The organism is Bowmanella yangjiangensis (assembly GCF_017255015.1).
Taxonomy (GTDB): Bacteria; Pseudomonadota; Gammaproteobacteria; order Enterobacterales; family Alteromonadaceae; genus Bowmanella; species Bowmanella yangjiangensis.
The window spans coordinates 1-25,916 of the sequence record NZ_JAFKCS010000028.1 but is presented as its reverse complement, the minus strand read 5'-3'; the positions used below and the strand labels follow the sequence as shown (position 1 = coordinate 25,916).

Here is a 25,916-nt window from a genome sequence, read left to right as displayed (position 1 = left end):
GCGTAATGCCAACAGCGCGATGCGCCTGTTCTTATAGTGGAATTGAGGATCGATGAGCGATTACAAACATACCTTGAATTTGCCGGAAACCGAGTTTCCTATGCGTGGCAACCTGGCGCAACGCGAGCCAGAAATGCTGAAGCAGTGGACGGAAGATGGGCTGTATCACAAGATACGTGCCGCCAAAGCGGGCAACAAGCCGTTCATTTTGCATGACGGCCCTCCTTATGCCAACGGCGACATTCACATTGGTCATGCGGTAAACAAGATCCTCAAAGATATTATTGTTAAGTCAAAAACCTTGTCTGACTTCGACTCGCCATATGTGCCGGGTTGGGATTGCCATGGTCTGCCTATTGAGCTGCAGGTTGAAAAGAAAATTGGCAAACCCGGTAAGAAAGTCAGTGAAGCTGAATTCCGCCAGCATTGCCGAGAGTACGCAGAGAAGCAAATCGCCGGGCAGAAGAAAGACTTTATTCGTTTAGGTGTGTTGGGTGAATGGGATAAGCCATACAAGACCATGGATTTTCAGTCCGAGGCTGACATTATCCGAGCTTTAGGGGCGATCATTGACAAGGGCCATCTGGAGAAAGGCTTTAAGCCTGTGCACTGGTGTACCGACTGTGGGTCAGCGCTGGCCGAAGCGGAAGTGGAGTACAAGGACAAAAAATCGCCTTCTATCGATGTTGCTTTTCGCGCGGTCGATGAAGCCGCTATGGTTGCCGCTTTTGCGCATCCGGAAAATCATGTGGGAGAAGGGCCAGTATCTGTGGTTATCTGGACCACGACCCCATGGACCTTGCCTGCAAACCGCGCGGTGGCCGTTAGCCCGAAGCTGGAATACGTGTTGGTTCAGGCCCAGACCGAACAAGGTAAACAGCGCTTGATTGTTGCGGCTGAACTGATGGATGCCTGTTTGGATAGGTTTGGTGCCAGCCATTATCATGCGCTGGGTTATTGCAAAGGGGCTGCGCTGGAAAACCTGCGTGTTCAGCATCCCTTCTATGATTTCGATGTGCCGGTTATTTTGGGTGACCACGTCACGACAGAATCAGGTACCGGCTGTGTGCATACCGCACCAGGCCATGGTGTGGACGACTTCAATGTCGGCCGCGGCTATGGCTTGGAAGTGGCTAATCCGGTTGGTGCCAATGGCGTTTATCTGGAAGATACGCCATTGTTTGCCGGTGAGCATGTCTTCAAGGCCAATGACCATGTAGTTGAAGTGCTTAAAGAAAAAGGCTGTCTTCTGCATCATCATGCTTATGAGCACAGTTATCCGCATTGCTGGCGCCATAAAACGCCGATTATCTTCCGTGCTACTCCGCAGTGGTTTATCAGCATGGATAAGAATGGCCTGCGTACGAATTCTCTAAAAGAAATCGCCAACACCCAGTGGATTCCTGATTGGGGGCAAAGCCGTATTGAAAAAATGGTGGAAGGTCGTCCTGACTGGTGTATTTCTCGCCAGCGTACCTGGGGCGTACCCATTCCATTGTTTGTGCATAAGGATAGCGGAGAGCTGCATCCCAACAGCCAGGCGCTGTTAGAGCAAGTCGCGAGAGCTGTTGAACAAAAAGGCATTCAGGCTTGGTGGGATTTGGATGCCGCCGAGCTGTTAGGCGCAGATGCCGAGACTTACGTGAAGGTAAAAGACACGCTGGATGTCTGGTTTGACTCAGGTGTGACTCACTACTTTGTGGTGGACAGACGGGATGATATCCCCGCTGGTGCAGACTTGTATCTGGAAGGTTCAGATCAACACCGCGGTTGGTTTATGTCTTCTCTGATGACTTCGGTAGCCGCCAAAGGACACGCACCATACAAGCAGGTGTTGACCCATGGCTTCACCGTTGATGCCCATGGCAAGAAAATGTCCAAGTCGCTGGGAAATACGATTTCCCCGCAAGATGTGATGAATAAGCTGGGGGCCGATATCCTGCGTTTGTGGGTGGCCTCCACCGACTATCGTTCAGAAATAGCGGTGTCTGATGAAATTCTCAAGCGCTCTGCTGATGCATATCGTCGTATTCGTAACACCGCTCGTTTCTTGTTGGCTAACCTGAACGGCTTTAATCCGGTCACAGATTTAGTGCCGGTAGAAGATATGGTGGCACTGGATCGCTGGATGGTTAGCCGGGCCAAAGCCGTGCAGGAAGAAATCGTGGCGGCTTATAACCGCTATGACTTCCTGGTGGTGGTACAAAAACTGATGCAGTTCTGCTCTATTGAGCTGGGTAGTTTTTATCTGGATGTTATCAAAGACAGGCAATACACCGCTAAGGCTGACGGTATTGCACGCCGCTCTTGTCAAAGTGCCATGTATCATATTGCCGAGGCCTTGGTACGTTGGATGGCGCCAATTATGAGCTTTACTGCCCAGGAAATCTGGCAGGCCATGCCGGGAGAACGGGTTAAGTACGTCTTTACCGAGAGTTGGTACAGCGAGCTGGACAACATGCAGATCGAACAGCAGCATGGCGACAGCTTCTGGCAACAGGTTCTGAGTGTCAAAGACGCCGTGAATAAAGCGTTGGAAGACGCCCGTCGACAAGGTCAGATTGGTGGCTCTTTGGAAGCCGATGTAGTGTTGTATTGTCAACCGGCTTTGGCAGGACAATTAGCAAGCCTGGAAGATGAGCTACGATTTGTACTTATCACCTCTGCCGCCCGAGTTGAGGCGGTGGATGCACGTCCTGAACAGTTGGAAGATACCGAAGTACATGGTTTGTGGGTTGAAATACAAAAGGCAGGTGGTCAGAAATGCGTGCGCTGCTGGCATCACCGCGAGGATGTAGGTAGCCATGAAGGTCATGAAGAGCTGTGTGGCCGCTGTATTGAAAACGTAGATGGTGAAGGTGAGCAGCGCCACTATGCTTGATATGTTTAAAAATACCGGGCTGCGTTTTCTGTGGCTAAGCATAGTGGTTATTTTGCTAGACCAGGTAACCAAGTTGGCGGTGTTGGATGCGATGCAATTGTATCAGTCCATCCCGCTGATGCCGTTCTTTAATCTGACCTACGTACACAATTACGGTGCAGCATTCAGTTTCTTGAGTAGCGCGGGAGGTTGGCAACGCTGGTTTTTCACCGCCATTGCGGTCACAGTCAGCCTGCTGATTTTGCATTGGCTCAGACAAAGCAAGAAAACTCAGGTGATGTTACCTTGCGCCTTTGCCCTGATTCTAGGCGGCGCATTGGGTAACCTGATTGACCGTTTAGTGCATGGCTATGTTGTAGACTTTCTCGACTTCTATGTTGGCAACTGGCACTGGCCGGCGTTCAACATTGCCGACAGCGCCATTTGTGTTGGTGCCGCGTTGTTGATTGTGGATGCGTTTCGCAATAACGGAGTAAAGTCAGATGAGTGATGCGATAGTGAGCGCTGACAGTGAAGTAGTGTTGCACTTTGATCTTAAGCTCGAGGACGGTTCCGCCGCTGACAGCACCAGAGTGCACAATAAACCGGCTAAGTTACGCATTGGTGATGGCAGTTTGACAGCCAGCTTTGAAGCCTGCCTTATGGGTATGAAAGTCGGTGAGCGTAAAGCCTTCACCCTGGCACCCGAAGATGCTTTCGGGATGCCCAATCCGGACAACATCCATCATATGGATCGCAATAAGTTTGGCGCGGATACGCCGCCTACGCCTGGTATGATCATTGCCTTTACACAACCTGGTGGTATTGAAATTCCTGGAATTATTCGTGATGTCGCTGGGGATTCGGTAACGGTGGACTTTAATCATCCACTGGCAGGTCAGACGGTGATTTTTGATGTAGAGATTATCCAGATCGCCAGTGTTGCTGGTTAAGCTGATAGCACAGCGATTAATTTTGCTTATTGCACTATTGTAGAGAGAAAGAACGATGCAAATTCATCTAGCCAATCCCAGAGGCTTTTGTGCCGGAGTAGATCGGGCCATTACCATAGTGGAGCGCGCGCTGGAAATTTTTGAGCCGCCCATTTATGTGCGCCATGAAGTGGTACATAACAAGTTTGTGGTGGACGGTCTGCGCGAACGTGGTGCGATGTTTGTGGATGAACTGCACGAAGTGCCGGACGACAGCATAGTGATTTTTTCTGCTCATGGTGTATCTCAGGCCGTTCGCAAAGAAGCTGAACAACGTGGGTTGAAAGTGTTTGATGCAACTTGTCCTCTAGTAACGAAAGTACATATGGAAGTGACCCGTGCCAGTCATAAAGGCATCGAATGTATTTTGATTGGTCACCAGGGGCACCCTGAGGTGGAAGGTACTATGGGGCAGTATGACAACCCCAACGGTGGGATCTACCTTGTGGAATCCGTCGACGATGTTGCGGCATTACAAGTGAAGAACCCCAGCCAGTTGCATTACTGTAGCCAGACCACCTTATCTGTTGATGATACGGCCGATGTGATTGATGCTTTGCGTCTGAGGTTTCCGGCTATCGAAGGGCCTCGTAAGGATGATATCTGTTATGCCACCCAGAATCGCCAGGATGCGGTCAGGGAATTAGCCGGACGTTGTGATGTGCTGCTGGTGGTCGGTGCACAGAATAGTTCTAACTCAAATCGCCTGCGGGAACTGGCTGATAAGATGGGCGCGAAGGCCTACTTAATTGCGAATGCTGACTGTATTCAGGCCGAGTGGCTTGCTGACGCCCAGCATATTGGTGTAACCGCCGGTGCTTCTGCGCCTGAAGTGCTGGTCCAAGGTGTGGTGAATCGTCTGAAGGAGCGGGGGGCCAATAGTGTTATTGAAACACCAGGGCGTCTGGAAAATATAGAATTCGCCGTACCTAAAGAACTTAGAGTTAGAGAGATATCCTAAGTATTCACCTCTATACTTATACATGAGTTTCAGGCGCCGAGTGGCGCCTGATTTTATTCCGGCTGATACGGTTTAACCCTTTACTACAAGTCAACTCAGCCAAGAAGAAGGAAAAACCAGCCCGTGTTTTTTCTCTCATCTACTGTTTTATACTTATCTGATTCTCATACCCATCGCCAAGCGAACATAACCAAAACGCCAAGTATATGCAGTACCTTGTACTAAGCTGAAATGGCGTCCAGAACAAGATAATGTTGGATAATTCATGTGCAATACGAAGGGGGCCGTGTGGAGGTTCTAGTCAGACGTGCTGAACACATAGTGCCGGTTAAACAACTCGGGGTCGGGATGATTGAAATCCTGGTCACCCTGTTTATTTTGTCCATTGGTTTACTGGGCGTGGCATCCCTGCAATTTATCGGCTCATTCTCTAATGCTGATGCGATGAATCGCTCTCAGGCTGTGATCATCACTCAACAGCTGGCAGAGCGATTGCGGGCCAGTGCTGATGTGTCACCCACTGACAGTAGTATGGTGGTTGATAATAGTTATTTTGCTAATAATATTTATAACTTCAATAATTTAGGCGCTTGTGCCAGTGGTAATACCTATAACTGCTACTGCCTTGAAGTGCCCGCTGCTGTACCTGATTGTAGTAATGGTAACTGTACAGCCGCCGAGTTTGCCACCTTTGATGCCTATGAAGTCTCCTGTTCTCTAGCCGGTACGAATCCTGCGGCAAAAATTTCATTAACCTGTACCGACAATGATGCCGCAGATGCTGATGCTTGTAGTGCCGGTTCGTTACACCGAATTATGATCAGTTGGCCTGCTGAAAATTGGCAAAACATTGATAGAAAGCTAAATGCGACATGCAACCCAAGTGGCAGTGCTGAGCCGCAGGATTGTGTAGTGTTGGATGTTACCTTATGAAGCAAAGAGGATTTAGCCTGGTTGAACTGATGATTACTCTGGTGCTGGGGCTGCTTATCTCCGGCGCTATTGTCCAGGTGATGGTATCGAATCAGGTGACTGAACGTTTGAATCGCGCTATTGCTTCCGCACAGGAAGGGGGACGATTCTTTATCGGTCGTATGCGCGGTGATTTAATGATGGCTGGTTTGTACGACCCTAACTCTCCCAATTTGAGCCGAATTGTCGACATTGTGGATGAAAGTGCATTTCTGAAAAATCGCCCGGTGATTCTGGCTGGTGATTTTGTTAATAGACCTGCCCTTGGTTCTGAACAAGGTATAAATGGTGCCAGTGATACCTTAGTGGTGGCTTTTCAGGGAACCCGTGATTGTCGAGGCTACAAACTTGGCTATGCAGAGAATGAAGAATTCTTTGTGGTGAATGAGTACTTTCTTGACGGCGACAGCCTTAAGTGCCGCGGATTTGATGGCCGGGTTTTGCGCGGGCAACGTATTGCGGTGGGGAATAATGGTGATGCCGCTTTTACCTTGCTGGACCAGGTGCAGAGCTTTCAGGTGCAATATGGCATTGCCGATCATCAGGTATCCAGTAACTACTCCGGCAAACCTGTAACTTACGTGACGGCTGACCAACTGCCAGCAATGCGATTACGCAATGCGGGTATTGTTGCCATTCGTATTGCCGTACTGGTGAAGGGCGATGGTGAGGTACTCATTGAGCCCACTCCGAGTTTTAAGTTGTTAAACGAAGATCCTGTTACTCCAGCAGAGAAGCGGTTGTTCAAGAAGTTTGAGTCGACCATTTCTCTTCGAAATGTCAAAAACCACATGCGAAGTAGAAAGATATGAGACAGCAAGGTTTAGTGCTGGTTCTGGCCCTATTGGTACTTATGAGTTTGACCATTTTAGGTGTGTCAGCTGTCAGCAGCAGTTTGATGCAGAACAAAATGGCGGTGTCTATGGAGAAGCAACTCGTTGCGTTTGACGCCGCGGAAGCCGCTATCGCCGGCGTAGTATTTGAGGCAGAAGATCCCGTTGTGCTTAACGACGCCGCGCTGGTGGATCCTATATCCGAAGCCAGGCAAGGCAATCAGATCGATTTAGCTAATCAGGAACTCAGCTGTTTTGATGGCCTTAACTGGACCAATCGCCAGTTGACCTCTACCGGCTTATCCACAGGTACTGTCCACCAGGCTGTGGGCCATTATACCGATCAGCCTGCTACTGACAGTTGGTCCAGGACGGCTTACGTTGGTCAGGAGGCCTGTTTAGGGTCGAGTAATGTTATCGGCGGCAGCAATATCAGTTGTCATGTCTTTCTGGTAAAAGGTTGTGGCCGGGTTGATGGCCAATCCTTTGCTATTGCAAATACCCTCAAAGCAGCGGTGTTTGCACCGTCAGAACAGTAATGGAGGCGTAGCCCATGAACAAGTTCGGCTTAACCGTATTCAGTGCGCTGATGTCAGCCATGATAAGTATGTCTGCGTTTGGCGATGATCTTGAAATCTATCTTGGTACGGGTAGTAGTCAGGTCAGCTACCGTCCAAATGTACTCTTTATCATGGATACCTCAGGTAGTATGACCGATAAAGATGGCGGCTACACATCTAGGATGGCTCGCGTACAACAGGGTCTGAAAACCGTGCTGCAGTCTGTAACCAATATTAATGCCGGGTTAATGCGGTTTTCAGACTATGGTGGACCTGTATTGTACCCGGTGAGAGGGATTGATGAACCGGTAGAGCCTGAGTTTGTTACCTCTATCTCCCAGCCTGGTGATGATGCTTATGAACGTAACGGGGTTGTAACTTTAAACAGCACGACCGTCAAATTGGCTGAAGGTACCGACAAGCTCGTTACCGGATTAAGATTTACTGATGTATCTGTTCCGCAAGGTGCTGTGATCACCTCCGCGTTTTTGCGTTTTACTTCTGCACAGCTTAATACGGCCTCAGTAGCCATAAGTTTCCAGGGGGAATCCATCGCGGACTCACCGACTTATACCTCCACCTCGAACAATATTTCCTTGCGTAGCAGAACAACAGCATCGGTGGATTGGACGGTTGATAACGACTGGCCCATCAGTGGCGAGTTGGTGAATACACCCGACATCAGTCCTGTTATTCAGGAGATTGTTGATCAGAGTGGTTGGTGTGGCGGCAACAGCTTAAGCATTATCATCACCGGGCAAGGTACAGGCGCCGCAAGTACAAGATTGATAAAAGGCTTTGAAGAGGGGAGTGGCTTGTCCGCTCAGTTGGTATTGGCTTATGACCAAACCACGGCCACTGGCTGTGTGGCAGGCGAACATACATTCCAGGTTAATAGCAACTCGGACAACGTTGAGGAACGGTCTGATGGCTATGATGCTACAGGGACAGAGCTGACTTTTGACAATGATTACAACCGCTATATCGGTATGCGTTTTGAGAACGTGTCCTTACCACAAGGCGCCGTTGTTAAGGAAGCGTACCTGGAGTTTACCGGGGCCCAGAAACGCTGGGAACCCGCATCATTCAGAATATCGGCGGCCAATATGGATGATGCCCCCGATTTTAATCCTCACTACCGCTATATGGTCAGGAATATGGCTAAAACCAGCAGTGTGTTGTGGTCTGATGTACCGAATTGGAGTAAAAACCAAGTTTATCAGAGCCCATCACTGGTTAGCATAGTACAGCAGATCGTGAACCGCAGTGGCTGGCAGCCAGGCAATGCTATGGTGTTTATTGCCTCTGATTTTAATGGCGAACGTGCCGCATTCAGTTACAAGGGGAAACCTTCAGAAGCACCGCGTTTGATTGTTAAATATCAAGGTAATGCGACGCCTGAAACTGCTTCAACCGTTCGTGAGCATTTACTCAATAAAGTCGATGAGCTAAGCGCCAATGGCTATACCCCTATTGTGGACACCCTATATGAGGCCGTTAATTATTACGGTGGCAATGGTGTTGATTATGGATTGAGCCGAGGTAATTCCAATGTTTCAAGCAGTGTGCGCCGTTCAACCCGAGTTAGTCATAGGATGTCCTACATAGGAGCAGATTCGGTTTTACCTGTGGGCTGTAACTCAGATGATTTGTCTGGTTATGACTGTATCAATGAATATATTCCTTCCCCGGCAACTTACATTTCACCTATCACAGACATGCAGTGCCAAACCAACAACCATATTGTGCTGTTGTCAGATGGCGAAGCGAATAGCAACCACAGCGTAAGCAAATTGCAAGCCTTACTGAACAAAACTTGTGAGGCTGGATACAGTGCCGGCGAGACCTGTGGTATCGATTTGGTTAAGAATATTTCCAAGTCCGCAGATTCAGTTATTGGCACTAAAATAGTCACTCACACCATAGGTTTTGCTGCCAATGCCACGGCAAATAACTATTTGAATCAGTTAGCTATAAATGGTGGTGGAGGTTTCTATACCGCGGATAGTTCAGAAAATCTGGTTGAGGCATTCCAGAGTATCTTGAAGACAGTGAAAGATGTGAATGCGACCTTTGTTTCACCTGGCGTTGCGGTTAACCAGCTAAACCGTTTAACTCACAAAGACGAATTGTATTTCGCGTTATTTAAACCTGCCGAGGGTACGATCTGGCCTGGTAACCTTAAGAAGTACAAGATCAGTGGTGACGTCATTCTGGATAGTCAGGGCCAGGATGCGGTAGACGACAGTACCGGCTTCTTCCATGACAACTCGCATAGCTATTGGTCAACGTTAGCGGATGGTAATGATGTGCGGGAAGGGGGGGCGGCGAGTCGCATGAATTTGCCGCGCAATGTCTATTTCTTTAGTGGCACCGGGACTATTACCACCTCAGCTAATCAACTACATGAAAACAACACTAGCATTGTGCCTGCTGATTTAGGGATCCCGGTCAGCGCGCAACAAGATGCTCTGCGTGATTCTGTTATGAAATGGACTCGTGGCGTAGATGTGCTTGATGTTGATGCAGATGGCGATACCACAGACATCCGTTTGCAGATGGGTGATCCTATTCACTCTCAACCAGTGATTATCAATTATTCCAATACGGATGCTGCGATTCTGGTGGCGACAAACCAAGGGTTCTTGCATTCCTTTGATGCCGAAACCGGCGTTGAAAATTTTGCTGTGACACCCAAGGAACTGATGAGCAATCTGTATGACTTCTACGAGGACAATTCCACATTCAGCCATATTTATGGCTTGGATGGTGACTTGGTGCTGCGCCAGCATGAAGATAATCGAAAACTGCTTTATGTGGGGATGCGCCGTGGCGGACGTAATTACTATGCCTTTGATGTCTCAACTAAAACTGCGCCGTCGTTGCTGTTTAAAATTGAAGGGGGCAGCCCAGGTTTTGAAAAGTTAGGGCAAAGTTGGTCACGCCCAACAGTAACCAAAGTGAATATGGGAGGAACCAGCAAAACCGTACTGATTTTTGGCGGAGGCTACGATGTTGAGCAGGACAACAAAGTGCTGCGTAGTCCTGATGTAGTTGGTAATGCAGTGTATATGGTTGACGCAGATACCGGCGCATTGCTGTGGTCTGCCAGCAGTGACAACGCGGATCTCAATCTTTCTGCCATGCAATACAGTATTCCAGCCAGAATCTCGGTCATCGACCGGGAAAATGATGGTTATGCTGATCACATGTACGTGGTAGATACGGGGGGGCAGCTTTTCCGACTGGATATTCATAATGGTCAAAGCGGCAGCGACTTTGTTACCGGCGCGCAACTGGCAAGCTTCGCTTCTGATGGCAGCGCAGCAGACAACCGAAGATTTTATTATGGTCCCGATGTATCTGAGATTAGTTTGGCCAACGAACATTACTACGCTGTCGCCCTGGGTTCCGGATATCGGGCTCACCCCCTGAATACTCAGATTCAGGACAATATGTATATGATCAAAGACAAAGGTGTATTTACCCTGGACATTGAGGGGAACTACGGACTACCTGCGACGCCAATTACGACGGCGGATTTGTATGATGCAACGGATCACTTGCTTACATCGTCCAACACCGCTCAACGAGAGTTGGAGGCGGCGGCTTTTGCAGAAAAACAAGGGTGGTTTATTCGCCTCGGCTCGGGTGGCGAAAAAGTTTTGGCATCGCCTCTAATTTTGAATTACAAGTTGTTCTTTACGACTTACTTACCTGCTTCAATCAGCCAGAGTGTATGTGCTCCACCGACGGGAAATAGTCGCGCTTACCTGGTTGAGTTGATCAATGGTAATGCGGTGAAAGACTTTAATAATAATGGTGACAAAGAGCATGTTGACCGCCATGCCGATTTGAAACAAACGGGTATTGCACCAGATACTAAGATCTTGATAGAGGATATTGTTAAACCTGTGGTGTGTCTGGGCACTGAGTGTACATCAGCGGTTATTGATGAAAACCAACCTTGTGGCTCGGCATTCGAATGTTTGGCAGAGAACATATATGGCCGCTTCGAACGCGTACAACGTGGATATTGGAAAACGGAACATGAAAGAGAATAATAAGGGATACACCCTGGTTGAGCTGATGATCGTGGTCGCTATTGTCGGCATCATCGCGGCGGTGGCGTACCCTTCATACATCAATTACACCATTAGTAGTTACCGAAGTGCTGCACAGGCGGATTTGATGGCACTGGCCGGTGCCATGGAACGTCACCGTGCGGCAAACTTTTCGTATAAAGGTGCGGCGACCGGTGGAGCTGATACCGGTAGCCCCGCCATTTTTCATGCTCACTCCCCCTCGTCGGAACCTGTGACAAACAAGAGATATTCGTTAACCATCGATGTGGTAAATGCCAGTGGTAGTAACTTTGTTTTAAAGGCAACGCCCGTATCCGGAACAAACCAGGCTGGTGATGGTGCACTGTTTTATTACAGCGATGGCCGAAAGGCATGGGATAAAGACAATGGCGGTAGTATTTCGGCAAGTGAATATTGCTGGCGTTGCTGAGGCTAATTCGACGACGGAAGTCGTAAAAGGTTGTAGACACTAGAATGGCGCTTTATGCGCCTTTCTAGTGTCTGATGAAATGTCATTCCGAAGCTAATCAAGGCAAGTGGGTGCTTAAAGGATAGTATGTTTGAATGTTCCGGTAATTTTTGTGATTGTCATCCGAACAAACCCTAGACTCTGATGCAGATATACTCTTAGGCAGCGTTGTAGATAAGCAACATCACCCCCTCCCTTTAGATACAGCTCAGTGAATTGCCCGCACTATCTTCATGAATACCATTATTGTCCGTATCCTCGCTCAACCTCACGCGGCCCTGCAAGCTGATAAATAGTGCCCTGGCAAATTTAGCTTCACCATCCTGATGACAGATTTTAATGGTTGCTGGGGTAGATACAGTGCCATTGCCATTAAAACGTACCGTGATCCCAGGCCCTGTTACGGTCATACTCTTGGGCGGAAGACTTGTTGCGGCAAGCAACTCTTCGTCTTCGCTGCGATTACCATTGCCATCCAGATCATTGAATACCATTTTAGCTTGGTCCCAATTGGTACTGCAGTTGGAAAAATCCGGAGTGGGACAGATGATGGCGGTATTTTGCTCATCGATAGCATTACTGCGAGCAAATTGAACAATGCCGCTGATTTCATTTACCTGAGAGGTAACATTGTTGCGGATAAGTATGTCTCTAACGTTCGGCGCAACCAGCGTCAGAAGAATACCAACGATAGACAAGGTAATCATAAGTTCGAGCAAGGTTAGTCCTTGCTGAGAATATAAAGAGTGGAGCTTGTTTTGCCTTTTCATTGCGCTAACTCGGAAGCTGTATTTATCTAGCATAACGATTTCCATGCAGTTTTGGGTATGCAGGCTATGTGTTAGTTATTTATCAATTCGGTTGGTTTGGCTAGCAGACTAACAGTTGGCCGTATAAACACGAGCAAGTTGTATGTTTTTTTCTTATGATAGCGGAAAAACCAAATGAGCAGGTTAATGGACGTAAAGTCGATATTAGCGGAAATGCGGGTGTTACCCGAAATTGATCCCGCGTTTGAAATCACACGCAGGGTAAACTTCATTAAATCCCATCTTCGTCAATCTGGCTTGGATACCTTAGTACTGGGTATCAGTGGCGGCATAGACTCTTGTACGTTAGGCCGTTTAGCGCAAATTGCGGTAGATGAATTAAATGACGAACATCATGAGCACTATCGCTTTGTTGCGGTGCGTTTACCCTATGCCACTCAGGCTGATGAGGTAGATGCTCAGGATAGTATTGAGTTCATTAAGCCCAGTGTATCCCTGACGGTAAATGTGCAACCAGGAGCAGATGCCGTCCATCAAGAAACCTCAGTCGCCCTGGCGGCCCAGGGTTTGTTGCCAGCCGATTTAGGGAAGCAGGATTTTGTTCGAGGTAATGTCAAAGCCAGAGTGCGTATGGTGGTGCAGTATGAGATTGCTGGCATGATGGATGCGCTGGTCTTAGGCACTGATCACTCGGCGGAGAATATTACCGGTTTTTACACCAAATGGGGCGACGGAGCTTGCGATTTGGCTCCTTTGTTTGGACTTAACAAACGCCAGGTGCGTTTGGTTGCCAGAACGCTGGGCGCACCAAGTAAGGTGATTGATAAAGCACCGACCGCCGATTTGGAAAGTCTGAGTCCACAAAAGGCCGATGAAGCTGCGCTGGGGCTCACTTATGATCAGATTGATGACTTTTTAGAAGGGCGGGCTGTCCCGGCGAGTGTTTCTGAAAAGTTAGTGTACATTTACCAGCGCACGCAACATAAACGCCGCCCCATTCCAACAATTTACGATGCTGATTGAACAGGTGACTGCTGATGAAGAAAATTGAAGCGATAATCAAACCCTTCAAAATGGATGATGTAAGGGAGGCGCTGGCTGAAGTGGGAGTGACGGGCATGACGGTTACTGAAGTAAAAGGTTTCGGTCGTCAGAAAGGTCATACCGAACTTTATCGAGGCGCTGAATATCAGGTTGATTTTTTACCTAAGATAAAAATTGACCTGGTATTGCCGGATGAACAAGCAGAACGGGCGATTGAAGCAATAATGCAGACAGCGCAAACCGGCAAGATCGGCGACGGTAAAATATTTGTTTATGATGTCGAGCGGGTGATTCGTATTCGAACCGGAGAAGAAAACGAAGACGCGGTCTAGCTTTCCTGTGTTTCGAAAAAAAAGGGCTGATACCAGCCCTTTTTTTAACGAAAGTGGATGCCGGTGATATCGTACTCATAGATATACCAGGGATAACCCTTTTCGCGCTGTCATGCTTACTTCCTTATGCAATGCGAATAACGTCTGAGACTATGCGACCTTGTCATGTATGGCAATGTGCATCACCTTCCATAACGCCGCGGTTGGCGATGCAGACATTAACAGCCAAGCGGCCTTGTATCAATTTGCTAAAGGAAAGTTTCCTGAAGTTATTCAGCAAGATACCGGGCAATGACCTAGCTAGAGATAGGCGGATCGAGCGACGCTGGGTTGTAGTTGAAAGGAACAGACAATGCTTGGCTTATTAAGATGCGCCATACTAGGGCTCGCAAGGGACATTTACAGGTGCCTTGCTAAAGAACAACGTTATCTCAGCAAGAGTGACGCCAAACTTTTTCATGTATGAGCGATTCATAAGGTGATGATCGTCAAGCTGATACATCCAGTCATCGATAAAGAAATCATAACTTGTGTCGTCAATGGGAACTGTGAGTACATATTGCCAATTAAAGGCGTTGCCTGTTGCGCTTCCAGAAGCGAGGCCTACAACATCATCAGCAGTACCTGTTACCTGACCATCAGGGTGTATTTGTAGCTGCCACACTCTTACCTGAGTTTCACCATCTGAGAAGTAAAATGTCTCGTGCAGCCTTCCTTGATTTTCTTGCCAACTGGCATCTATATCCACACAAAACTGTCTGGTGAGTTTGTTGCTATAGTCCTGAACAATGCCTCTGGCCGTGATTTTTCCGTCAAAGTAGGTCTGCAAATCAAAAGGAGGAGAGCTAATGCTGTGGTCCTTAAGTGATGAAGTACAGGACATTAAGGTTAGGCTAAGCATCAGCACAAAGGTGTGTTTCATGGTGTATTCTCTCCTGTCAGTTGTGCTCGCAGCTCCGGATATTCGGTATCATTGGATAACCAAATCGCGAGAAAGGCGTTAGCGAAGGCGGGAGGCTCTATCTGACCGATGGCGGCGTTGTTAAAGTAAAAATGGCTGACCCCCTCTTGTGATACTTTCAGAACCAGAGTGTCACCACGACGAATGTCAGGCCATATTGCGGTGAGCTGGTCTAACCAATCCTGCGCTTGCTCTGACCAAAGTCCCTGACGTTGCCACTGCTCTCGGGTTGCGTTGATTAAGTCAGCGGATTTGATATCCCGAAGATAGGTAATGCTTAGTGCCTGCGGGTAATCACCGGCCTGATAAACACCATTTTGGCTATACAATGCGGACTCGTAGACATCCCAAAACCAAACTTTGAGCTTCGCCTGTCCAATTAGTTGAAGCTCACTGACAGGGCTTGCTAACAAAGAGAAACTGGTGAGCCAGAGCACTACCAATAGTTTAATTGGTCTCATCTTTTACCTCCTGAAAGTGTGATGCTATATAGCAGAACAGTGGCATCAGCAGTGCCCAGACCAGGGCTAACACAAGCATGGTAAAGAACAAGCGGTGTTCAAATTGCACCGCACCTAGTTGCATACCAGCGTAGTAACTCAGAGGGCCAAATACCGCACCGAGCATGGAGGCTAGAAAGGTGTGAGGTTGCAGCCAACGTAATCCATAGCTCAAGGTACCGGCAAAGGCGAGCCATAACCCCATCAGCCAAACAGGAATGGCTAGAACTGGAGAAGGCGAAAACTCAAAGAAGGCCAGTTTCGTCAGCAGTATGTCGGTTGATATGCCGATGGCGGCACAACTAATCAGCACAGGCCAGTCCCCCATTTTGGGTGACTGGCTCAGCAGGTGTGCGATTAGCAACAACATGAGTAACCACACCCAATCGTTCTGACCCAGCACGGCAGTAAACCAACACACCTGAAACCACAGCAGGTTCTGCAGTGTCTGCCTGGTGGAATTAGCGGCGCGATATCTCATCCAAATGCTCCGGCTTGCTGAGCAACAATTGCACAGTACTGATACTGCGTTGCAAAAAGCCGCCTTCACAGTAACAGAAGTAAAAAGACCAAAGCCGAATAAAGCGCTCATCATAGCCATAAGTGGCTAGCAACTGCCGGTTTTGGTGCAGAGCTTGGTGCCAATGTTGCAGCGTTTTTGCGTAATGCAGGCCGATGTCCTGACAATCTCTAATTTCCATATCCGTTGCCTGTCGGATCTCGTCCGAGAGTAACGATACTGAAGGGAGAAAGCCGCCGGGAAAAATATAGCGCTGAATAAAGTCCTGGCCTTTTGCGTAACTGGCAAGCCTGGCTTCGCTGATCGTAATGGATTGCAGTAGCATCAATCCGTCGGCTTTCAACAGCTTGCTGCACTGGCGAAAAAAGGTTGTCAGATAAGCTTTACCTACTGCTTCAACCATTTCAATCGATACCAGCTTGTCGAATTTGCCACTAAGCTTGCGATAGTCCTGCTTAAGCAAGGTGATTTTGTCGGATAAGCCTTGCTGCTTAATAAGTGCAGCTGTGTAGCTGTATTGTTCTTCAGAAATGGTGGTAGTGGTGACTTTGCAGCCAAAGTGTTTAGCCGCAAAAATTGCCAGTCCCCCCCAACCTGTACCAATTTCCAGTAAATGATCATCAGCCTTGAGATTCAGCTTCTCGCAGATGGTTTGTAATTTGTGCTGCTGTGCTTCGGCCAGTGTGCTCTGGGCGGTTGGATATATGGCAGCAGAGTACATCATGCTGTGATCCAGAAAATGCCGGTACAGGTTATTACCTAGATCATAGTGGGCGGCAATATTCACTTTGGAGCGGGAAACCGAGTTGGCAGTGGCTAATTTGTGCAACCAGTCGGTTGGTAACCGCAGCCAACTCATCCTGCGTTCGATTTTATCCAGTAGCATCATATTGGCTGCAAATAGCCTGACAACCACAGTGAGGTCTGGGCTTTGCCATATGCCGTCTGTGTAAGTTTCCCCGGCCGCCACAGAACCCCCTGTGAGGACTCTGGTGTAGAACACCGGACTGAGAACATTGATTTCAGCCTGAAGTGGATGGGCGCCATCACCAAATCGCTCGACCAGTCGCCCTTCTTCCTTTATGACCAACCCGCCATGTGCTAGGTGTCCCAGTAGTTTCAATACAGTGGAACGGGCCACTTTGGTCAGCCAATTCGGTTGTACGGTTTGATTGATAAGTTGTTCGCCCGCTTGCATCAAGACTCCTTGTGACTGGATGTATGGTCGTATACCGGATTGCCCTTTAGGAAAATTTTGATGGCTTGCCAGTATATCGCGACCAGGGTTTTAAAAGTCATAGTGCTAAGCATTACGTTCAAAAGTGCACGTCGGTTCATTTTTTTCTCGCGCATTTGAATGCCGGCTTCGAAATCCGTCTGGGTGGTGGCACAACCAATTTTGACCCTGACGACATCAGAGGGCTGATTGAACTGCCATTGATAGCGCATAGCGATGGGATTAAATGGGGAAACATGAAAGGCTTTTTCAGTCTCCTGCTGATGTTGGAGGTCAACAAGATAGCAATGCCGTTCATTCCAGGGCGTGTTGCTTACTTCGGCCAAAACATGACTGAACTTGCCGTCTGCTTGACGCAGATAGTAGAAATTAACCGGACTGAAATAGAAGCCAAACCAGCGAAGTGGAGCAAGTAGATATACGTCGCCATTCAGACTGTTACCGGCGAGTTCGGACATTTTCTGCTTGGCGACCTCTGCTAAACAACGATGAGGTTGGGTGAGATAATCTTGCCGTTTAAAGCGAAGTACAGACCAGCGCTTGCTGGAAATCCCCCAATAACCCTCCAGTTGCTCAAGCTTCTGTAGATCCAGCCAGAACAGTTTTAGCCCATAACTGAATTGGTGTGCAACGGGACGATGGCGTTTGTGCCATACCAAACCCGTATACAGTCTGTGGCTCATAGGCCTACCCCAAATCGTCCACACACATCCAGAGCGCTTCGCACACCATCTTCATGAAAACCGTTGTACCAGTATGCTCCACAAAAATGTATTCCCTGTTGTCCGCAAATCTCCTGACGGCGCTGCTGGGCTTTGTGGCTGGTATGATTGAACTGGGGATGACTGTAGTTAAAACGTTGCAGTATCTTCGCTGACTGAATATCCGCACTATTGTTCAGGGTCACACAATATGTATGTTGGCTTTGCATGCGCTGCAGTATATTCATGTTGTAAGTGACGGAGGCCGGACGCTGCGCTTCGCCTTCTGTCCCTTTGATTCGGTAATTCCAACTTGCCCAGGCCGCTTTTCGCTTGGGTAATAGCTCAGTATCCAGATGTAGCACTACATCATTTGGTGCGTAGCGAATCGCACTAAGTATTTCCTGTTGATTTGGTGTTGCGTCTGCCAGCATGGCCAGAGCCTGGTCACTGTGACAGGCAAAAATGACTTGATCGACAGTGCGCTCGGGCTGCCCTAATGCCTGAATAAGGTAGCCGTCCGGCTGTCTGATAACCTGTTGAACTGGGCTACTTAGCAAAATGCGCTCTCGATATCCGCTGGTAATGGGGCCAATGTAGCTCCTTGACCCACCAATCAAGGTATACCACTGCGGACGGTTCACAATATTCAAAAGCCCATGGTTATTAAAAAACTGCAGGAAAAAACGTAAGGGAAAGGCTTTTACGTCTTCCAGGCTCGCAGACCAGATAGCCGCGCACATGGGGAGAATGTAATTCTGCGCAAAGTTTTCACCTAATCCCTGTGCGCGGATGAATTCGCCTAGGGTCGTATCTGGCACGGTATTCTGGCTGTGTAGCTGTTTACACGCTTTATTAAAATGAATGATGTCCCCGAGCATCTTGTAGAAGCTGGGGCGCAATAAGTTACGTCGTTGTGCAAATAAGCTGTTTAAACCATGCCCATTGTACTCAAGGTTTTGGGCTCGGTTCTGTACACTGAAACTCATCTCGGTGGGCTGCTTTGCCACCTTTAATTTGTCGAGCAGGCGAATAAAGTTTGGATACGTCCAGTCATTAAAGACAATGAAGCCAGTATCAACCGCCTGTTTTTCACCGTCGACACTGACATCCACTGTATGGGTGTGGCCGCCTATATAGTCATTTGCTTCGTAAAGCCATAAATCGTGTTCCTGATGCAGCAAATGTGCGCAGACCAAGCCTGAAATGCCACTGCCTATTACAGCGATACGTTGCTTCATTGATTTTTCATCCTTTGACATAACCATTGCTGTGCGCCATCTGGTAAACAGGACAGCAGCCGGATAATAAATGCAAAACGCCAGGGAAAATAAATGCTGGTCCGGGACGACCTGAGTCCCTCGAATATGTGCTCCGCCGCCTGCTCAGCACTAATACAATCAGGCATGCTGAAATCATTTTTGTCGGTCAGGGGCGTTTTGACAAAGCCGGGTGAGATACTTTTTACCTGAACACCACGAGAGTTTAGGTCTGTTTGTAAGCTTTTGGTCAGATAGTGCACTGCCGCTTTACTTGCACCATAGGCCTGGCTGCGGGTAAAGGGTAATAATCGCGCTAGGCTATCTACAATCGCCAGGGTTGAGCCTTGGCTAAGATTGGGGAGCAGGGCTGAGAGACAATTGACCACGCCAAAAAAGTTAGCGTCGAAAACCCGTCGGAACAGTTCTGGATCCCAGTCGTCGATATCCACGTATTCGCACGTACCGGCGTTTAGCACCACAATATCTGGCTTGATCTGTGCCAGAGCCTGTTGGCACTCTTGGGGGTTTGTGACATCGAAAGCCAGGATGGAAATGAGCGCGATTTTATCGAGTTCTGCCAGCTTACTGGCATCCCGACCGCAGGCAATGACATGCCACCCTGCTTGCGCACATTTCAACGCCAAGGCTTGACCAATCCCGGAACTGGCACCGGTAATTAAAATCTTAGTCATGAGCTAAGCCTTTGTTTCAGCCTGCGTATCGCTCTGCCCAGCAGAGGCACATGCTCATACATCATGGCTCCCAGGTCATAATAGTCACGCTGGAAGCTGACGAGTCCATCTTCAATGTGCAGCTCACTTATTCCATCCAAACTTAACAACTTTCCACTACTGAGCATGGGATGGGCATAATGCATGGTCCAGCGAATAAACAGCTTTTGCTCGCTCTGATCCTGGCTGTGAATATCAAACCGGCAGGTTATACAGTTGCTAAGCAAATGAGCGAAATAGCTTTTCAGCTGCGTTATGCCTTGATGCGAACCCACAGGGTCGACAAACTCAATGTGCTCGCTATAGATCTCAGCCAGCGAAACTAACGATTCATTGCTGAGTGATAGATATAATTCCAGCAGTTTTTGTTGTAACGGCGTCATCAAGCTCACCACTAGGTTTTGCAATTAGTACGGGTAAATAATTAAAAAGATCAAAAGCATCGGCTGATAGATCTTTATATGAAGAGGTTACGTATAAAACTGCAAAGTTAACAGCTAAGTGGAGATTCTCTTGGCCGGTGTACAAAAGCCTGTGGCTCTGTTTCCGTTGTCTGCACACTTATTGCCCGGAGGGCGTTTGTCGTTGCGGATCTTTGAACCCCGTTATGTGCGTATGGTAAAGGAAGCTTGCGCGGGTCAACGTGATTTCGCAATTTGCATGCTAGATCCTAAAGGGGACAAAAATACTAACCAGCATATTTTTCCTCTCTGTACCCTCGCCAAGATTGTCGACTTTAGTGCCTTGCAGGATGGGTTATTAGGTATTGTGGTAGAAGGTCAGGCGGGCTTGCATATAGAACATATTGAAACCGAGTCTGATGAGCTGAGAGTTGCCAGCTACTGCCGTCAGGAGGCGTGGGATTGGACGGCAAGCCTGGAACCGCAGGCATTACAGTTGGTGACAAGCAAACTGCAGGATGTGTTTGAACGCTTTAGCGACTTACAGGAACTATATCCCACACCAGCATTTCATGATGCTCAGTGGGTTATTTTCCGATGGCTGGAGCTGCTTCCTGTTGAGGCGTCTGTCAAACAATCACTTTTATCTGCAAAAGATTGCCGCAATGTGCTGATATTTCTGACAGAATTATTGCATTGATCTTTTTTCTGGCAGCAACGTAGAAGTAATTTAATTGAAAAGTAAATTACAAGGTTGCTGGTAGAGTCATGCTGGTCGGAATTGAGTTGAACAATCAACAGCCCCAAGTTGACATATCCAATGAAATGGTTCGTTGCCTGCAGCGTGTTGCCTCTCGGCGCTGTCAGGCGTCGTTCTCCAAGCTGTTTCATCATTTTGCGCCTCGATTGCGCTCTTATGCGTTAAAACAAATGGGTAATGATGCACTGGCCATGGAGCTTGTTCAGGAAACCCTGACCAATGTTTGGCAGAAAGCGCATTTGTTTGATACCGAAAAAGGCGCGCCATCCACGTGGATTTTTACCATTGCGCGAAACATTCGCTTCGATATGCTTCGTAAACAGCAACACCGCAAGGAAGACATTTGCGCCGACGATTTGTGGCCGGTGTTGTGTGAACAAACCGCAGATGCTGCACAGCCAGAGTTAGACCATCAGGTAACGCTGGAGCAAGTGGGGCAACTATTTGAAGCCTTGCCGGATAAACAAAAGCAGGTTATTGAGGCTATCTATATCCAGGGTAAATCACAACAGGAAGTGGCAGAGGCATTGGGGATTCCGCTGGGCACAGTGAAATCCCGCACACGGTTGGCATTACAACGGCTTAAAGAGATGTTGTCAGATGAAGATTAAGCTACACCCCACAGACCAGCAACTGGTGTTGTTTGCTCAAGGGCTTATTGCACCTGCACAGAGCCTGATTATTTCGGCACACGTTGACATGTGTGCTGCATGTCAAAAGCGGGTTGCCGGGTTGGAGGCTGCTCTGACTGAGCAGTTACTCAATGAACAGAGCGCACTGCCGGATATGCAAATGCAAAATATGCTGACCGAAATCCTGGCCAGCCCGGTAGCCGTTGCATTGCCTGCTGAGACGCAGTATTTGGAGTTGGATGGCCGGCAGTTTGCGCTGCCAAGAAGTCTTCAACGCTACGCTGGTAAGATCAGCGGCTGGTCACATATGGTGGGTAAATTGTGGCAGGCAAGGGTGGATCTTGGAATTGATGGTCGGGCCGATTTTATCTATATGGAGAAAGGCGGCACAGTACCAGAACATACGCACAGAGGAAGCGAGTTGACTTTGGTACTGGATGGTGAGTTTTCAGATGGGGTGGGGCATTACGACACCGGTGATTTTATTCGCTGTGACAGCCACCATACGCATACTCCCAAAACTGAGGCGGAGGAGGGCTGCTTGGTTTTCAGCGTGTTGGATAAGCCGCTTCATTTTACTTCCGGGTTGGCGCGCTTGCTTAATCCATTCAGTCATTTGTTCTTTAAATAAAAAACGCGCCATCGGCGCGTTTTTTCAAGAATCAGCGTAGTTGCTATCGGGGAAGTTGAGTTTCAGGGTTTTAAGGGTGTTTTCCTTTAACTCCGGCAGATTCAACTGTTCGTAACACTCTACCATTAATTCTAACGCTTCCTGCAGGTGAGGGGAGTCAGGGAAGTACTCCAGCACATACTGGCCGCGGTTTGCTGCTGCTACATAAGCTTGTCGTTTCATATAGTAACGGGCAATAGCCAACTCGTATTTAGCCAGACGGTCTTTAATAAACATCATGCGCTTTTGCGAATCAGCGGCATATTTGCTGTCTGGATATTTTTCCAGAAGTTGGCGGAAATCGTTAAAAGCTTCGCGGGCCATGCTGGGATCGCGATCGGAGCGATCGATGCCCATCATATCCTGGAACAGGTTTGTATCGGCATCCATATTGACAAGTCCGCGCATATACTGCACATAGTCAACATCGGAATGGTTGGGGTTCAAGCGCAAAAAGCGGTCTATAGTGGCCAAGGCCTGATCTGTATTACTGGTCTTGTAGTAGGCATAAATCAGATCCAATTGAACCTGATGAGATAATGGACCGAAAGGATATCTGGAGTCCAACGCACTTAAGGTTGTGGCAGCGCCATTAAAGTTGCCGTTAGACAGACTCTCTTTGGCTTTGTCATATAAAGCCTGTGGACCTTGATTGACTAACGCCAGGTCTTCCTCTTCTGGAGAACTGGAGCAAGCAGACAGCACTAAAGCGGCGCTGATCAATATACTTTTTGAAAAAACTCTCGTATTCATAACGCTCATTATCGTTTACGCGATTCTGCCGGGTGCAAAATTCCGCTAGAATAGACACCCTGTTTCAAAAAAAGTGCCCAACATATCGACGCATTCTACCCGACTGTGTTGGCCTATGCACATGATATTGCCGGTCGAATTCCAACTGGCTTCATGTAAGCCATTGTTCCACAAGACAGAAGACGGCTGTCTTGTAGTGAATCAACTGCCCGTCGAAGCTGATGATGCAAGAAAGATTAGAGTTACACGCTGAAGTTCCAGAGTCGTTACTTGGTAAACGCTTAGATCAGGCTTTAGCTGAATTGTTCAGTGATTATTCGCGTTCACGTATTAAAGATTGGATTCTCGCCGGGCATGTGCAGATTAACCAACAAGTGTGGGACAAGCCCAGAGAAAAATTGATGGGGGGAGAACTGGTTCTGATTCAGACCTCCATAGAAGTCCAGCAACAGCACAAAGCACAGGCCATGGCGCTGGATATTCAATACGAAGACGAGCACATTCTTGTTTTGAATAAACCGGCAGATCTGGTGGTGCACCCTGGCGCAGGCAACAGTAGCGGCACTTTGCTCAATGCACTGCTCAATCATGTGCCCAACATAGGTGCCGTGCCAAGAGCCGGTATTGTGCATCGTCTGGATAAAGATACCACTGGCTTAATGGTGGTCGCGAAAACTATCCCGGCCCAGACCAACTTGGTAGAACAGCTACAGGCACGTGAAATCAGTCGCGAGTATGAAGCGGTAGTCAACGGCACTATGGTGGCTGGCGGTACGGTTGATGAGCCTATCGCCCGCCATGAAACCAAGCGCACCAGCATGGCAGTTCGGATGGGGGGCAAGCCTGCGGTTACTCATTACCGGGTTATCCAGAAGTTTCGTGCTCACACCCACTTGCGTTTGAAGCTGGAGACTGGTCGTACTCACCAGATTCGAGTGCATATGGCGCACTTGCATCATCCTATTGTTGGTGATCCACTATACGGTGGTCGTCCACGTCCACCTAAGTCTGCCAGTGAAGAGTTGCGCGATATGTTGCGGGATTTCAAACGCCAGGCACTGCATGCCGCACAGCTTGAGCTGGCTCACCCTATCACTGGCGAGTGGTTAAGCTGGCAGGCGCCGCTGCCGCAAGATATGGTTGATTTGCTGACCACGTTACGCGCGGATACCAAAGCTCACGACCAAGGCTGGGATTAAGTGTTTATTCTTCCGGATTGGCCTGCACACAAGCGGGTTCAGGCTTTATCCACTACCCGCCAGGGGGGCATCAGCAGCGCGCCATTCGACAGTTTGAATCTCGGCCTGCATGTTGGCGACAGGGACGCTGACGTTTTAGCCAATCGCCGCCAACTACCCCATAACGAGCAGATCATCTGGCTTAATCAGGTGCACGGTAATCGCGTACATAGCTTGCGTGCTTACAGTGAGCAAGATGTGTCGGCAGATGCGTCTATTGCCTTGGATTCCGGGGTTACCTGTGCCGTGATGACGGCAGATTGCCTGCCAGTGCTGTTTTGTCATCGACAGGGACTGGCGGTTGGCGCGGCGCATGCAGGTTGGCGGGGACTGGCGGGCGGTGTGCTGGAAAATACCCTGGCGGCATTACCCGGAAATCCCGACGATTATTTAGTCTGGCTTGGGCCGGCTATTGGGGCGTCGGCTTTCGAAGTTGGTGAAGAGGTCTGTGCTGCATTTGCACAAGATATTAAAGCTTTCAGGCCAATCTCCAACACAGGTAAATTCCTGGCCGATCTCTATCAACTGGCCAGAGCGAGATTAACCAGAGTAGGCGTGATATCGATTTTTGGCGGTGAGTACTGTACTTACCAGCAATCAGAGCAATTTTTTTCCTATCGTCGTGATGGTCAGACTGGGCGCATGGCCAGCCTTATTTGGTTAGAGGATCATTGATCCAGCGCAACCTAGCCCCTCGCTTCACCCTTGAATCCTGCGCAAAAGATACCCATAACTAGAACAACTTGGTTCTGAATTGAAGGGTATTTCATGCGTTTAGATAAAATGACCAGCAAGTTTCAACTTGCCATTTCTGATGCCCAGTCATTGGCACTGGGCCGTGATCATCAATACATTGAACCTGCTCACCTGATGATGGCATTACTGAATCAGGAGGGCGGTTCCGTGCGTCCGTTAATGGAGCAAATCGGCGTTAACAACAATGCGCTGCGTTCTGCCTTATCTGAAATCATTGAGCGCCTGCCGCAAGTGCAAGGCGTGGGTGGCGACGTGCAACTTGGCAAAGACTCCGCTGTTCTACTTAATTTATGCGACAAAATTGCGCAGAAGCGAAAAGACGATTACATCACATCCGAGATCTTTGTACTGGCTGCCTTGCAGGACAAAGGAAAACTGGGAGAAACCCTGCGCCACTTGGGCCTGACAGAGCAAAAGATCGAGCAGGCGATTGAGAAGCTGCGAGGCGGCCAGAAGGTGACGGATCCTAATGCCGAGGACGTACGCCAAGCTTTGGAAAAGTTTACCACTGACCTTACTGAGCGAGCCGAGCAGGGCAAGCTGGATCCTGTTATTGGTCGTGATGAGGAAATTCGCCGCACTATTCAAGTGTTGCAGCGCCGGACCAAAAATAATCCGGTGTTGATTGGTGAGCCTGGGGTAGGTAAAACCGCCATAGTGGAAGGACTGGCACAACGTATTGTTAACGGCGAAGTCCCCGAAGGACTGAAAAATAAGCGGGTTTTATCGCTGGATATGGGGGCGCTGGTTGCCGGTGCTAAATACCGTGGTGAGTTCGAAGAGCGCTTGAAAGCCGTACTCAATGAACTGGCCAAAGAAGAAGGCCGGGTCATCCTGTTTATTGATGAGCTGCATACCATGGTCGGGGCCGGTAAAGGTGAAGGTGCCATGGATGCTGGTAACATGCTTAAGCCAG

Annotated in this window: 27 protein-coding genes; 17 read left to right on the top strand and 10 right to left on the bottom strand. The window is 48.6% G+C overall.

What is annotated here, in order from left to right; translation table 11 throughout:
- The first annotated feature begins 52 nt into the window (after positions 1-52).
- From ileS to J0A65_RS19405, 9 genes are all read left to right on the top strand, one after another.
- Positions 53-2,881: an isoleucine--tRNA ligase gene (ileS, locus tag J0A65_RS19445; RefSeq protein ID WP_206596002.1), complete on the top strand. Its 2,829-nt coding sequence runs from the start codon at positions 53-55 to the stop codon at positions 2,879-2,881.
- Positions 2,874-3,371 (top strand): signal peptidase II, encoded by a 498-nt coding sequence (lspA, locus tag J0A65_RS19440; RefSeq protein ID WP_206596001.1) that lies wholly within the window; start codon positions 2,874-2,876, stop codon positions 3,369-3,371. The genes ileS and lspA overlap by 8 nt, the downstream gene beginning before the upstream one ends.
- Positions 3,364-3,813 (top strand): FKBP-type peptidyl-prolyl cis-trans isomerase, encoded by a 450-nt coding sequence (fkpB, locus tag J0A65_RS19435; protein WP_206596000.1) that lies wholly within the window; start codon positions 3,364-3,366, stop codon positions 3,811-3,813. Before lspA ends, fkpB begins: the two co-directional genes overlap by 8 nt.
- 55 nt (positions 3,814-3,868) lie before the next feature.
- Positions 3,869-4,813: a 4-hydroxy-3-methylbut-2-enyl diphosphate reductase gene (gene ispH / locus J0A65_RS19430; protein WP_206595999.1), complete on the top strand. Its 945-nt coding sequence runs from the start codon at positions 3,869-3,871 to the stop codon at positions 4,811-4,813.
- A gap of 288 nt (positions 4,814-5,101) precedes the next feature.
- Positions 5,102-5,746 carry a type IV pilus modification protein PilV gene (pilV, locus tag J0A65_RS19425; protein ID WP_332874363.1) on the top strand — a complete coding sequence of 215 codons (645 nt, stop codon included), beginning with the start codon at positions 5,102-5,104 and terminating at the stop codon, positions 5,744-5,746.
- Positions 5,743-6,597, top strand: coding sequence for a PilW family protein (locus J0A65_RS19420; protein WP_206595998.1), 855 nt, complete (start codon positions 5,743-5,745; stop codon positions 6,595-6,597). The genes pilV and J0A65_RS19420 overlap by 4 nt, the downstream gene beginning before the upstream one ends.
- Positions 6,594-7,157, top strand: a complete 564-nt coding sequence (locus J0A65_RS19415) for a PilX N-terminal domain-containing pilus assembly protein (RefSeq protein WP_206595997.1) — start codon at positions 6,594-6,596, stop codon at positions 7,155-7,157. Before J0A65_RS19420 ends, J0A65_RS19415 begins: the two co-directional genes overlap by 4 nt.
- A gap of 14 nt (positions 7,158-7,171) precedes the next feature.
- Positions 7,172-11,242: a PilC/PilY family type IV pilus protein gene (locus J0A65_RS19410; RefSeq protein ID WP_206595996.1), complete on the top strand. Its 4,071-nt coding sequence runs from the start codon at positions 7,172-7,174 to the stop codon at positions 11,240-11,242.
- On the top strand, positions 11,229-11,693 hold the full coding sequence (locus J0A65_RS19405) for a type IV pilin protein (RefSeq protein WP_206595995.1): 465 nt from the start codon (positions 11,229-11,231) through the stop codon (positions 11,691-11,693). The genes J0A65_RS19410 and J0A65_RS19405 overlap by 14 nt, the downstream gene beginning before the upstream one ends.
- Before the next feature lie 236 nt (positions 11,694-11,929).
- On the opposite strand, the gene J0A65_RS19400 is transcribed toward J0A65_RS19405, so the two are convergent.
- On the bottom strand, positions 11,930-12,502 hold the full coding sequence (locus J0A65_RS19400; protein ID WP_206596015.1) for a GspH/FimT family pseudopilin: 573 nt from the start codon (positions 12,500-12,502) through the stop codon (positions 11,930-11,932).
- 186 nt (positions 12,503-12,688) lie between these two features.
- Here J0A65_RS19400 and nadE point away from each other — a divergent pair, with 186 nt between their 5' ends.
- Positions 12,689-13,525 (top strand): ammonia-dependent NAD(+) synthetase, encoded by an 837-nt coding sequence (gene nadE / locus J0A65_RS19395; RefSeq protein WP_206596014.1) that lies wholly within the window; start codon positions 12,689-12,691, stop codon positions 13,523-13,525.
- A gap of 14 nt (positions 13,526-13,539) precedes the next feature.
- The gene (gene glnB / locus J0A65_RS19390) at positions 13,540-13,878 is read left to right on the top strand and encodes a nitrogen regulatory protein P-II (RefSeq protein ID WP_102798264.1); all 339 of its coding nucleotides are present in this window, start codon (positions 13,540-13,542) and stop codon (positions 13,876-13,878) included.
- A gap of 379 nt (positions 13,879-14,257) precedes the next feature.
- Here glnB and J0A65_RS19385 read toward each other — a convergent pair whose 3' ends face one another.
- Genes J0A65_RS19385 through J0A65_RS19350 form a run of 8 tightly spaced genes read right to left on the bottom strand, consistent with a single transcriptional unit; the run spans position 14,258 to position 20,173 of the window.
- Positions 14,258-14,800, bottom strand: coding sequence for a DUF3833 domain-containing protein (locus J0A65_RS19385; RefSeq protein WP_206595994.1), 543 nt, complete (start codon positions 14,798-14,800; stop codon positions 14,258-14,260).
- Positions 14,797-15,300 carry a chalcone isomerase family protein gene (locus tag J0A65_RS19380; RefSeq protein WP_206595993.1) on the bottom strand — a complete coding sequence of 168 codons (504 nt, stop codon included), beginning with the start codon at positions 15,298-15,300 and terminating at the stop codon, positions 14,797-14,799. The genes J0A65_RS19385 and J0A65_RS19380 overlap by 4 nt, the downstream gene beginning before the upstream one ends.
- Positions 15,287-15,820, bottom strand: a complete 534-nt coding sequence (locus J0A65_RS19375; RefSeq protein WP_206595992.1) for a DUF2878 domain-containing protein — start codon at positions 15,818-15,820, stop codon at positions 15,287-15,289. The genes J0A65_RS19380 and J0A65_RS19375 overlap by 14 nt, the downstream gene beginning before the upstream one ends.
- The gene (locus J0A65_RS19370) at positions 15,801-17,057 is read right to left on the bottom strand and encodes an SAM-dependent methyltransferase (RefSeq protein WP_206595991.1); all 1,257 of its coding nucleotides are present in this window, start codon (positions 17,055-17,057) and stop codon (positions 15,801-15,803) included. The genes J0A65_RS19375 and J0A65_RS19370 overlap by 20 nt, the downstream gene beginning before the upstream one ends.
- Positions 17,057-17,779: a DUF1365 domain-containing protein gene (locus tag J0A65_RS19365; protein ID WP_206595990.1), complete on the bottom strand. Its 723-nt coding sequence runs from the start codon at positions 17,777-17,779 to the stop codon at positions 17,057-17,059. The genes J0A65_RS19370 and J0A65_RS19365 overlap by 1 nt, the downstream gene beginning before the upstream one ends.
- Positions 17,776-19,038 carry an NAD(P)/FAD-dependent oxidoreductase gene (locus J0A65_RS19360; protein WP_206595988.1) on the bottom strand — a complete coding sequence of 421 codons (1,263 nt, stop codon included), beginning with the start codon at positions 19,036-19,038 and terminating at the stop codon, positions 17,776-17,778. Before J0A65_RS19360 ends, J0A65_RS19365 begins: the two co-directional genes overlap by 4 nt.
- Complete coding sequence (locus J0A65_RS19355) at positions 19,035-19,751, bottom strand: SDR family NAD(P)-dependent oxidoreductase (RefSeq protein WP_206595987.1); 717 nt, start codon at positions 19,749-19,751, stop codon at positions 19,035-19,037. Before J0A65_RS19355 ends, J0A65_RS19360 begins: the two co-directional genes overlap by 4 nt.
- Positions 19,748-20,173 (bottom strand): nuclear transport factor 2 family protein, encoded by a 426-nt coding sequence (locus J0A65_RS19350; RefSeq protein ID WP_206595986.1) that lies wholly within the window; start codon positions 20,171-20,173, stop codon positions 19,748-19,750. The genes J0A65_RS19355 and J0A65_RS19350 overlap by 4 nt, the downstream gene beginning before the upstream one ends.
- A gap of 130 nt (positions 20,174-20,303) precedes the next feature.
- On the opposite strand from J0A65_RS19350, the gene J0A65_RS19345 reads away from it, so the two are divergent.
- From J0A65_RS19345 to J0A65_RS19335, 3 genes are all read left to right on the top strand, one after another.
- A complete protein-coding gene (locus J0A65_RS19345) occupies positions 20,304-20,891 on the top strand; it encodes an LON peptidase substrate-binding domain-containing protein (RefSeq protein WP_232850054.1) in 588 nt (195 codons plus the stop codon).
- Positions 20,892-20,959: 68 nt separating this feature from the next.
- Complete coding sequence (locus tag J0A65_RS19340; protein WP_206595985.1) at positions 20,960-21,562, top strand: sigma-70 family RNA polymerase sigma factor; 603 nt, start codon at positions 20,960-20,962, stop codon at positions 21,560-21,562.
- Positions 21,552-22,214 (top strand): ChrR family anti-sigma-E factor, encoded by a 663-nt coding sequence (locus J0A65_RS19335; RefSeq protein ID WP_206595984.1) that lies wholly within the window; start codon positions 21,552-21,554, stop codon positions 22,212-22,214. The genes J0A65_RS19340 and J0A65_RS19335 overlap by 11 nt, the downstream gene beginning before the upstream one ends.
- A 24-nt stretch (positions 22,215-22,238) precedes the next feature.
- On the opposite strand, the gene J0A65_RS19330 is transcribed toward J0A65_RS19335, so the two are convergent.
- The gene (locus J0A65_RS19330) at positions 22,239-23,006 is read right to left on the bottom strand and encodes an outer membrane protein assembly factor BamD (RefSeq protein WP_206595983.1); all 768 of its coding nucleotides are present in this window, start codon (positions 23,004-23,006) and stop codon (positions 22,239-22,241) included.
- A 224-nt stretch (positions 23,007-23,230) separates the two neighbouring features.
- On the opposite strand from J0A65_RS19330, the gene rluD reads away from it, so the two are divergent.
- The 3 genes from rluD to J0A65_RS19315 all read left to right on the top strand — a co-directional run.
- A complete protein-coding gene (gene rluD, locus J0A65_RS19325) occupies positions 23,231-24,205 on the top strand; it encodes a 23S rRNA pseudouridine(1911/1915/1917) synthase RluD (RefSeq protein ID WP_206595982.1) in 975 nt (324 codons plus the stop codon).
- Positions 24,206-24,919: a peptidoglycan editing factor PgeF gene (gene pgeF / locus J0A65_RS19320; protein ID WP_206595981.1), complete on the top strand. Its 714-nt coding sequence runs from the start codon at positions 24,206-24,208 to the stop codon at positions 24,917-24,919. It begins immediately after the preceding gene.
- Positions 24,920-25,012: 93 nt separating this feature from the next.
- The coding region (locus J0A65_RS19315; RefSeq protein ID WP_206595980.1) for a Clp protease N-terminal domain-containing protein at positions 25,013-25,916 on the top strand (904 nt) is incomplete at its 3' end.

Coding starts and splice junctions, on each gene's coding strand:
- ileS (WP_206596002.1), top strand. CDS start 53: ATGAGCGATTACAAACATACCTTGAATTTGCCGGAAACCGAGTTTCCT.
- ispH (WP_206595999.1), top strand. CDS start 3,869: ATGCAAATTCATCTAGCCAATCCCAGAGGCTTTTGTGCCGGAGTAGAT.
- J0A65_RS19380 (WP_206595993.1), bottom strand. CDS start 15,300: ATGAGACCAATTAAACTATTGGTAGTGCTCTGGCTCACCAGTTTCTCT.
- J0A65_RS19350 (WP_206595986.1), bottom strand. CDS start 20,173: ATGACGCCGTTACAACAAAAACTGCTGGAATTATATCTATCACTCAGC.
- J0A65_RS19355 (WP_206595987.1), bottom strand. CDS start 19,751: ATGACTAAGATTTTAATTACCGGTGCCAGTTCCGGGATTGGTCAAGCC.
- J0A65_RS19375 (WP_206595992.1), bottom strand. CDS start 15,820: ATGAGATATCGCGCCGCTAATTCCACCAGGCAGACACTGCAGAACCTG.
- J0A65_RS19405 (WP_206595995.1), top strand. CDS start 11,229: ATGAAAGAGAATAATAAGGGATACACCCTGGTTGAGCTGATGATCGTG.
- J0A65_RS19385 (WP_206595994.1), bottom strand. CDS start 14,800: ATGAAACACACCTTTGTGCTGATGCTTAGCCTAACCTTAATGTCCTGT.
- J0A65_RS19400 (WP_206596015.1), bottom strand. CDS start 12,502: ATGAAAAGGCAAAACAAGCTCCACTCTTTATATTCTCAGCAAGGACTA.
- J0A65_RS19335 (WP_206595984.1), top strand. CDS start 21,552: ATGAAGATTAAGCTACACCCCACAGACCAGCAACTGGTGTTGTTTGCT.
- J0A65_RS19330 (WP_206595983.1), bottom strand. CDS start 23,006: ATGAATACGAGAGTTTTTTCAAAAAGTATATTGATCAGCGCCGCTTTA.
- fkpB (WP_206596000.1), top strand. CDS start 3,364: ATGAGTGATGCGATAGTGAGCGCTGACAGTGAAGTAGTGTTGCACTTT.
- lspA (WP_206596001.1), top strand. CDS start 2,874: ATGCTTGATATGTTTAAAAATACCGGGCTGCGTTTTCTGTGGCTAAGC.
- J0A65_RS19360 (WP_206595988.1), bottom strand. CDS start 19,038: ATGAAGCAACGTATCGCTGTAATAGGCAGTGGCATTTCAGGCTTGGTC.
- J0A65_RS19420 (WP_206595998.1), top strand. CDS start 5,743: ATGAAGCAAAGAGGATTTAGCCTGGTTGAACTGATGATTACTCTGGTG.
- rluD (WP_206595982.1), top strand. CDS start 23,231: ATGCAAGAAAGATTAGAGTTACACGCTGAAGTTCCAGAGTCGTTACTT.
- glnB (WP_102798264.1), top strand. CDS start 13,540: ATGAAGAAAATTGAAGCGATAATCAAACCCTTCAAAATGGATGATGTA.
- nadE (WP_206596014.1), top strand. CDS start 12,689: ATGGACGTAAAGTCGATATTAGCGGAAATGCGGGTGTTACCCGAAATT.
- J0A65_RS19415 (WP_206595997.1), top strand. CDS start 6,594: ATGAGACAGCAAGGTTTAGTGCTGGTTCTGGCCCTATTGGTACTTATG.
- J0A65_RS19410 (WP_206595996.1), top strand. CDS start 7,172: ATGAACAAGTTCGGCTTAACCGTATTCAGTGCGCTGATGTCAGCCATG.
- J0A65_RS19340 (WP_206595985.1), top strand. CDS start 20,960: ATGCTGGTCGGAATTGAGTTGAACAATCAACAGCCCCAAGTTGACATA.
- J0A65_RS19370 (WP_206595991.1), bottom strand. CDS start 17,057: ATGCAAGCGGGCGAACAACTTATCAATCAAACCGTACAACCGAATTGG.
- J0A65_RS19365 (WP_206595990.1), bottom strand. CDS start 17,779: ATGAGCCACAGACTGTATACGGGTTTGGTATGGCACAAACGCCATCGT.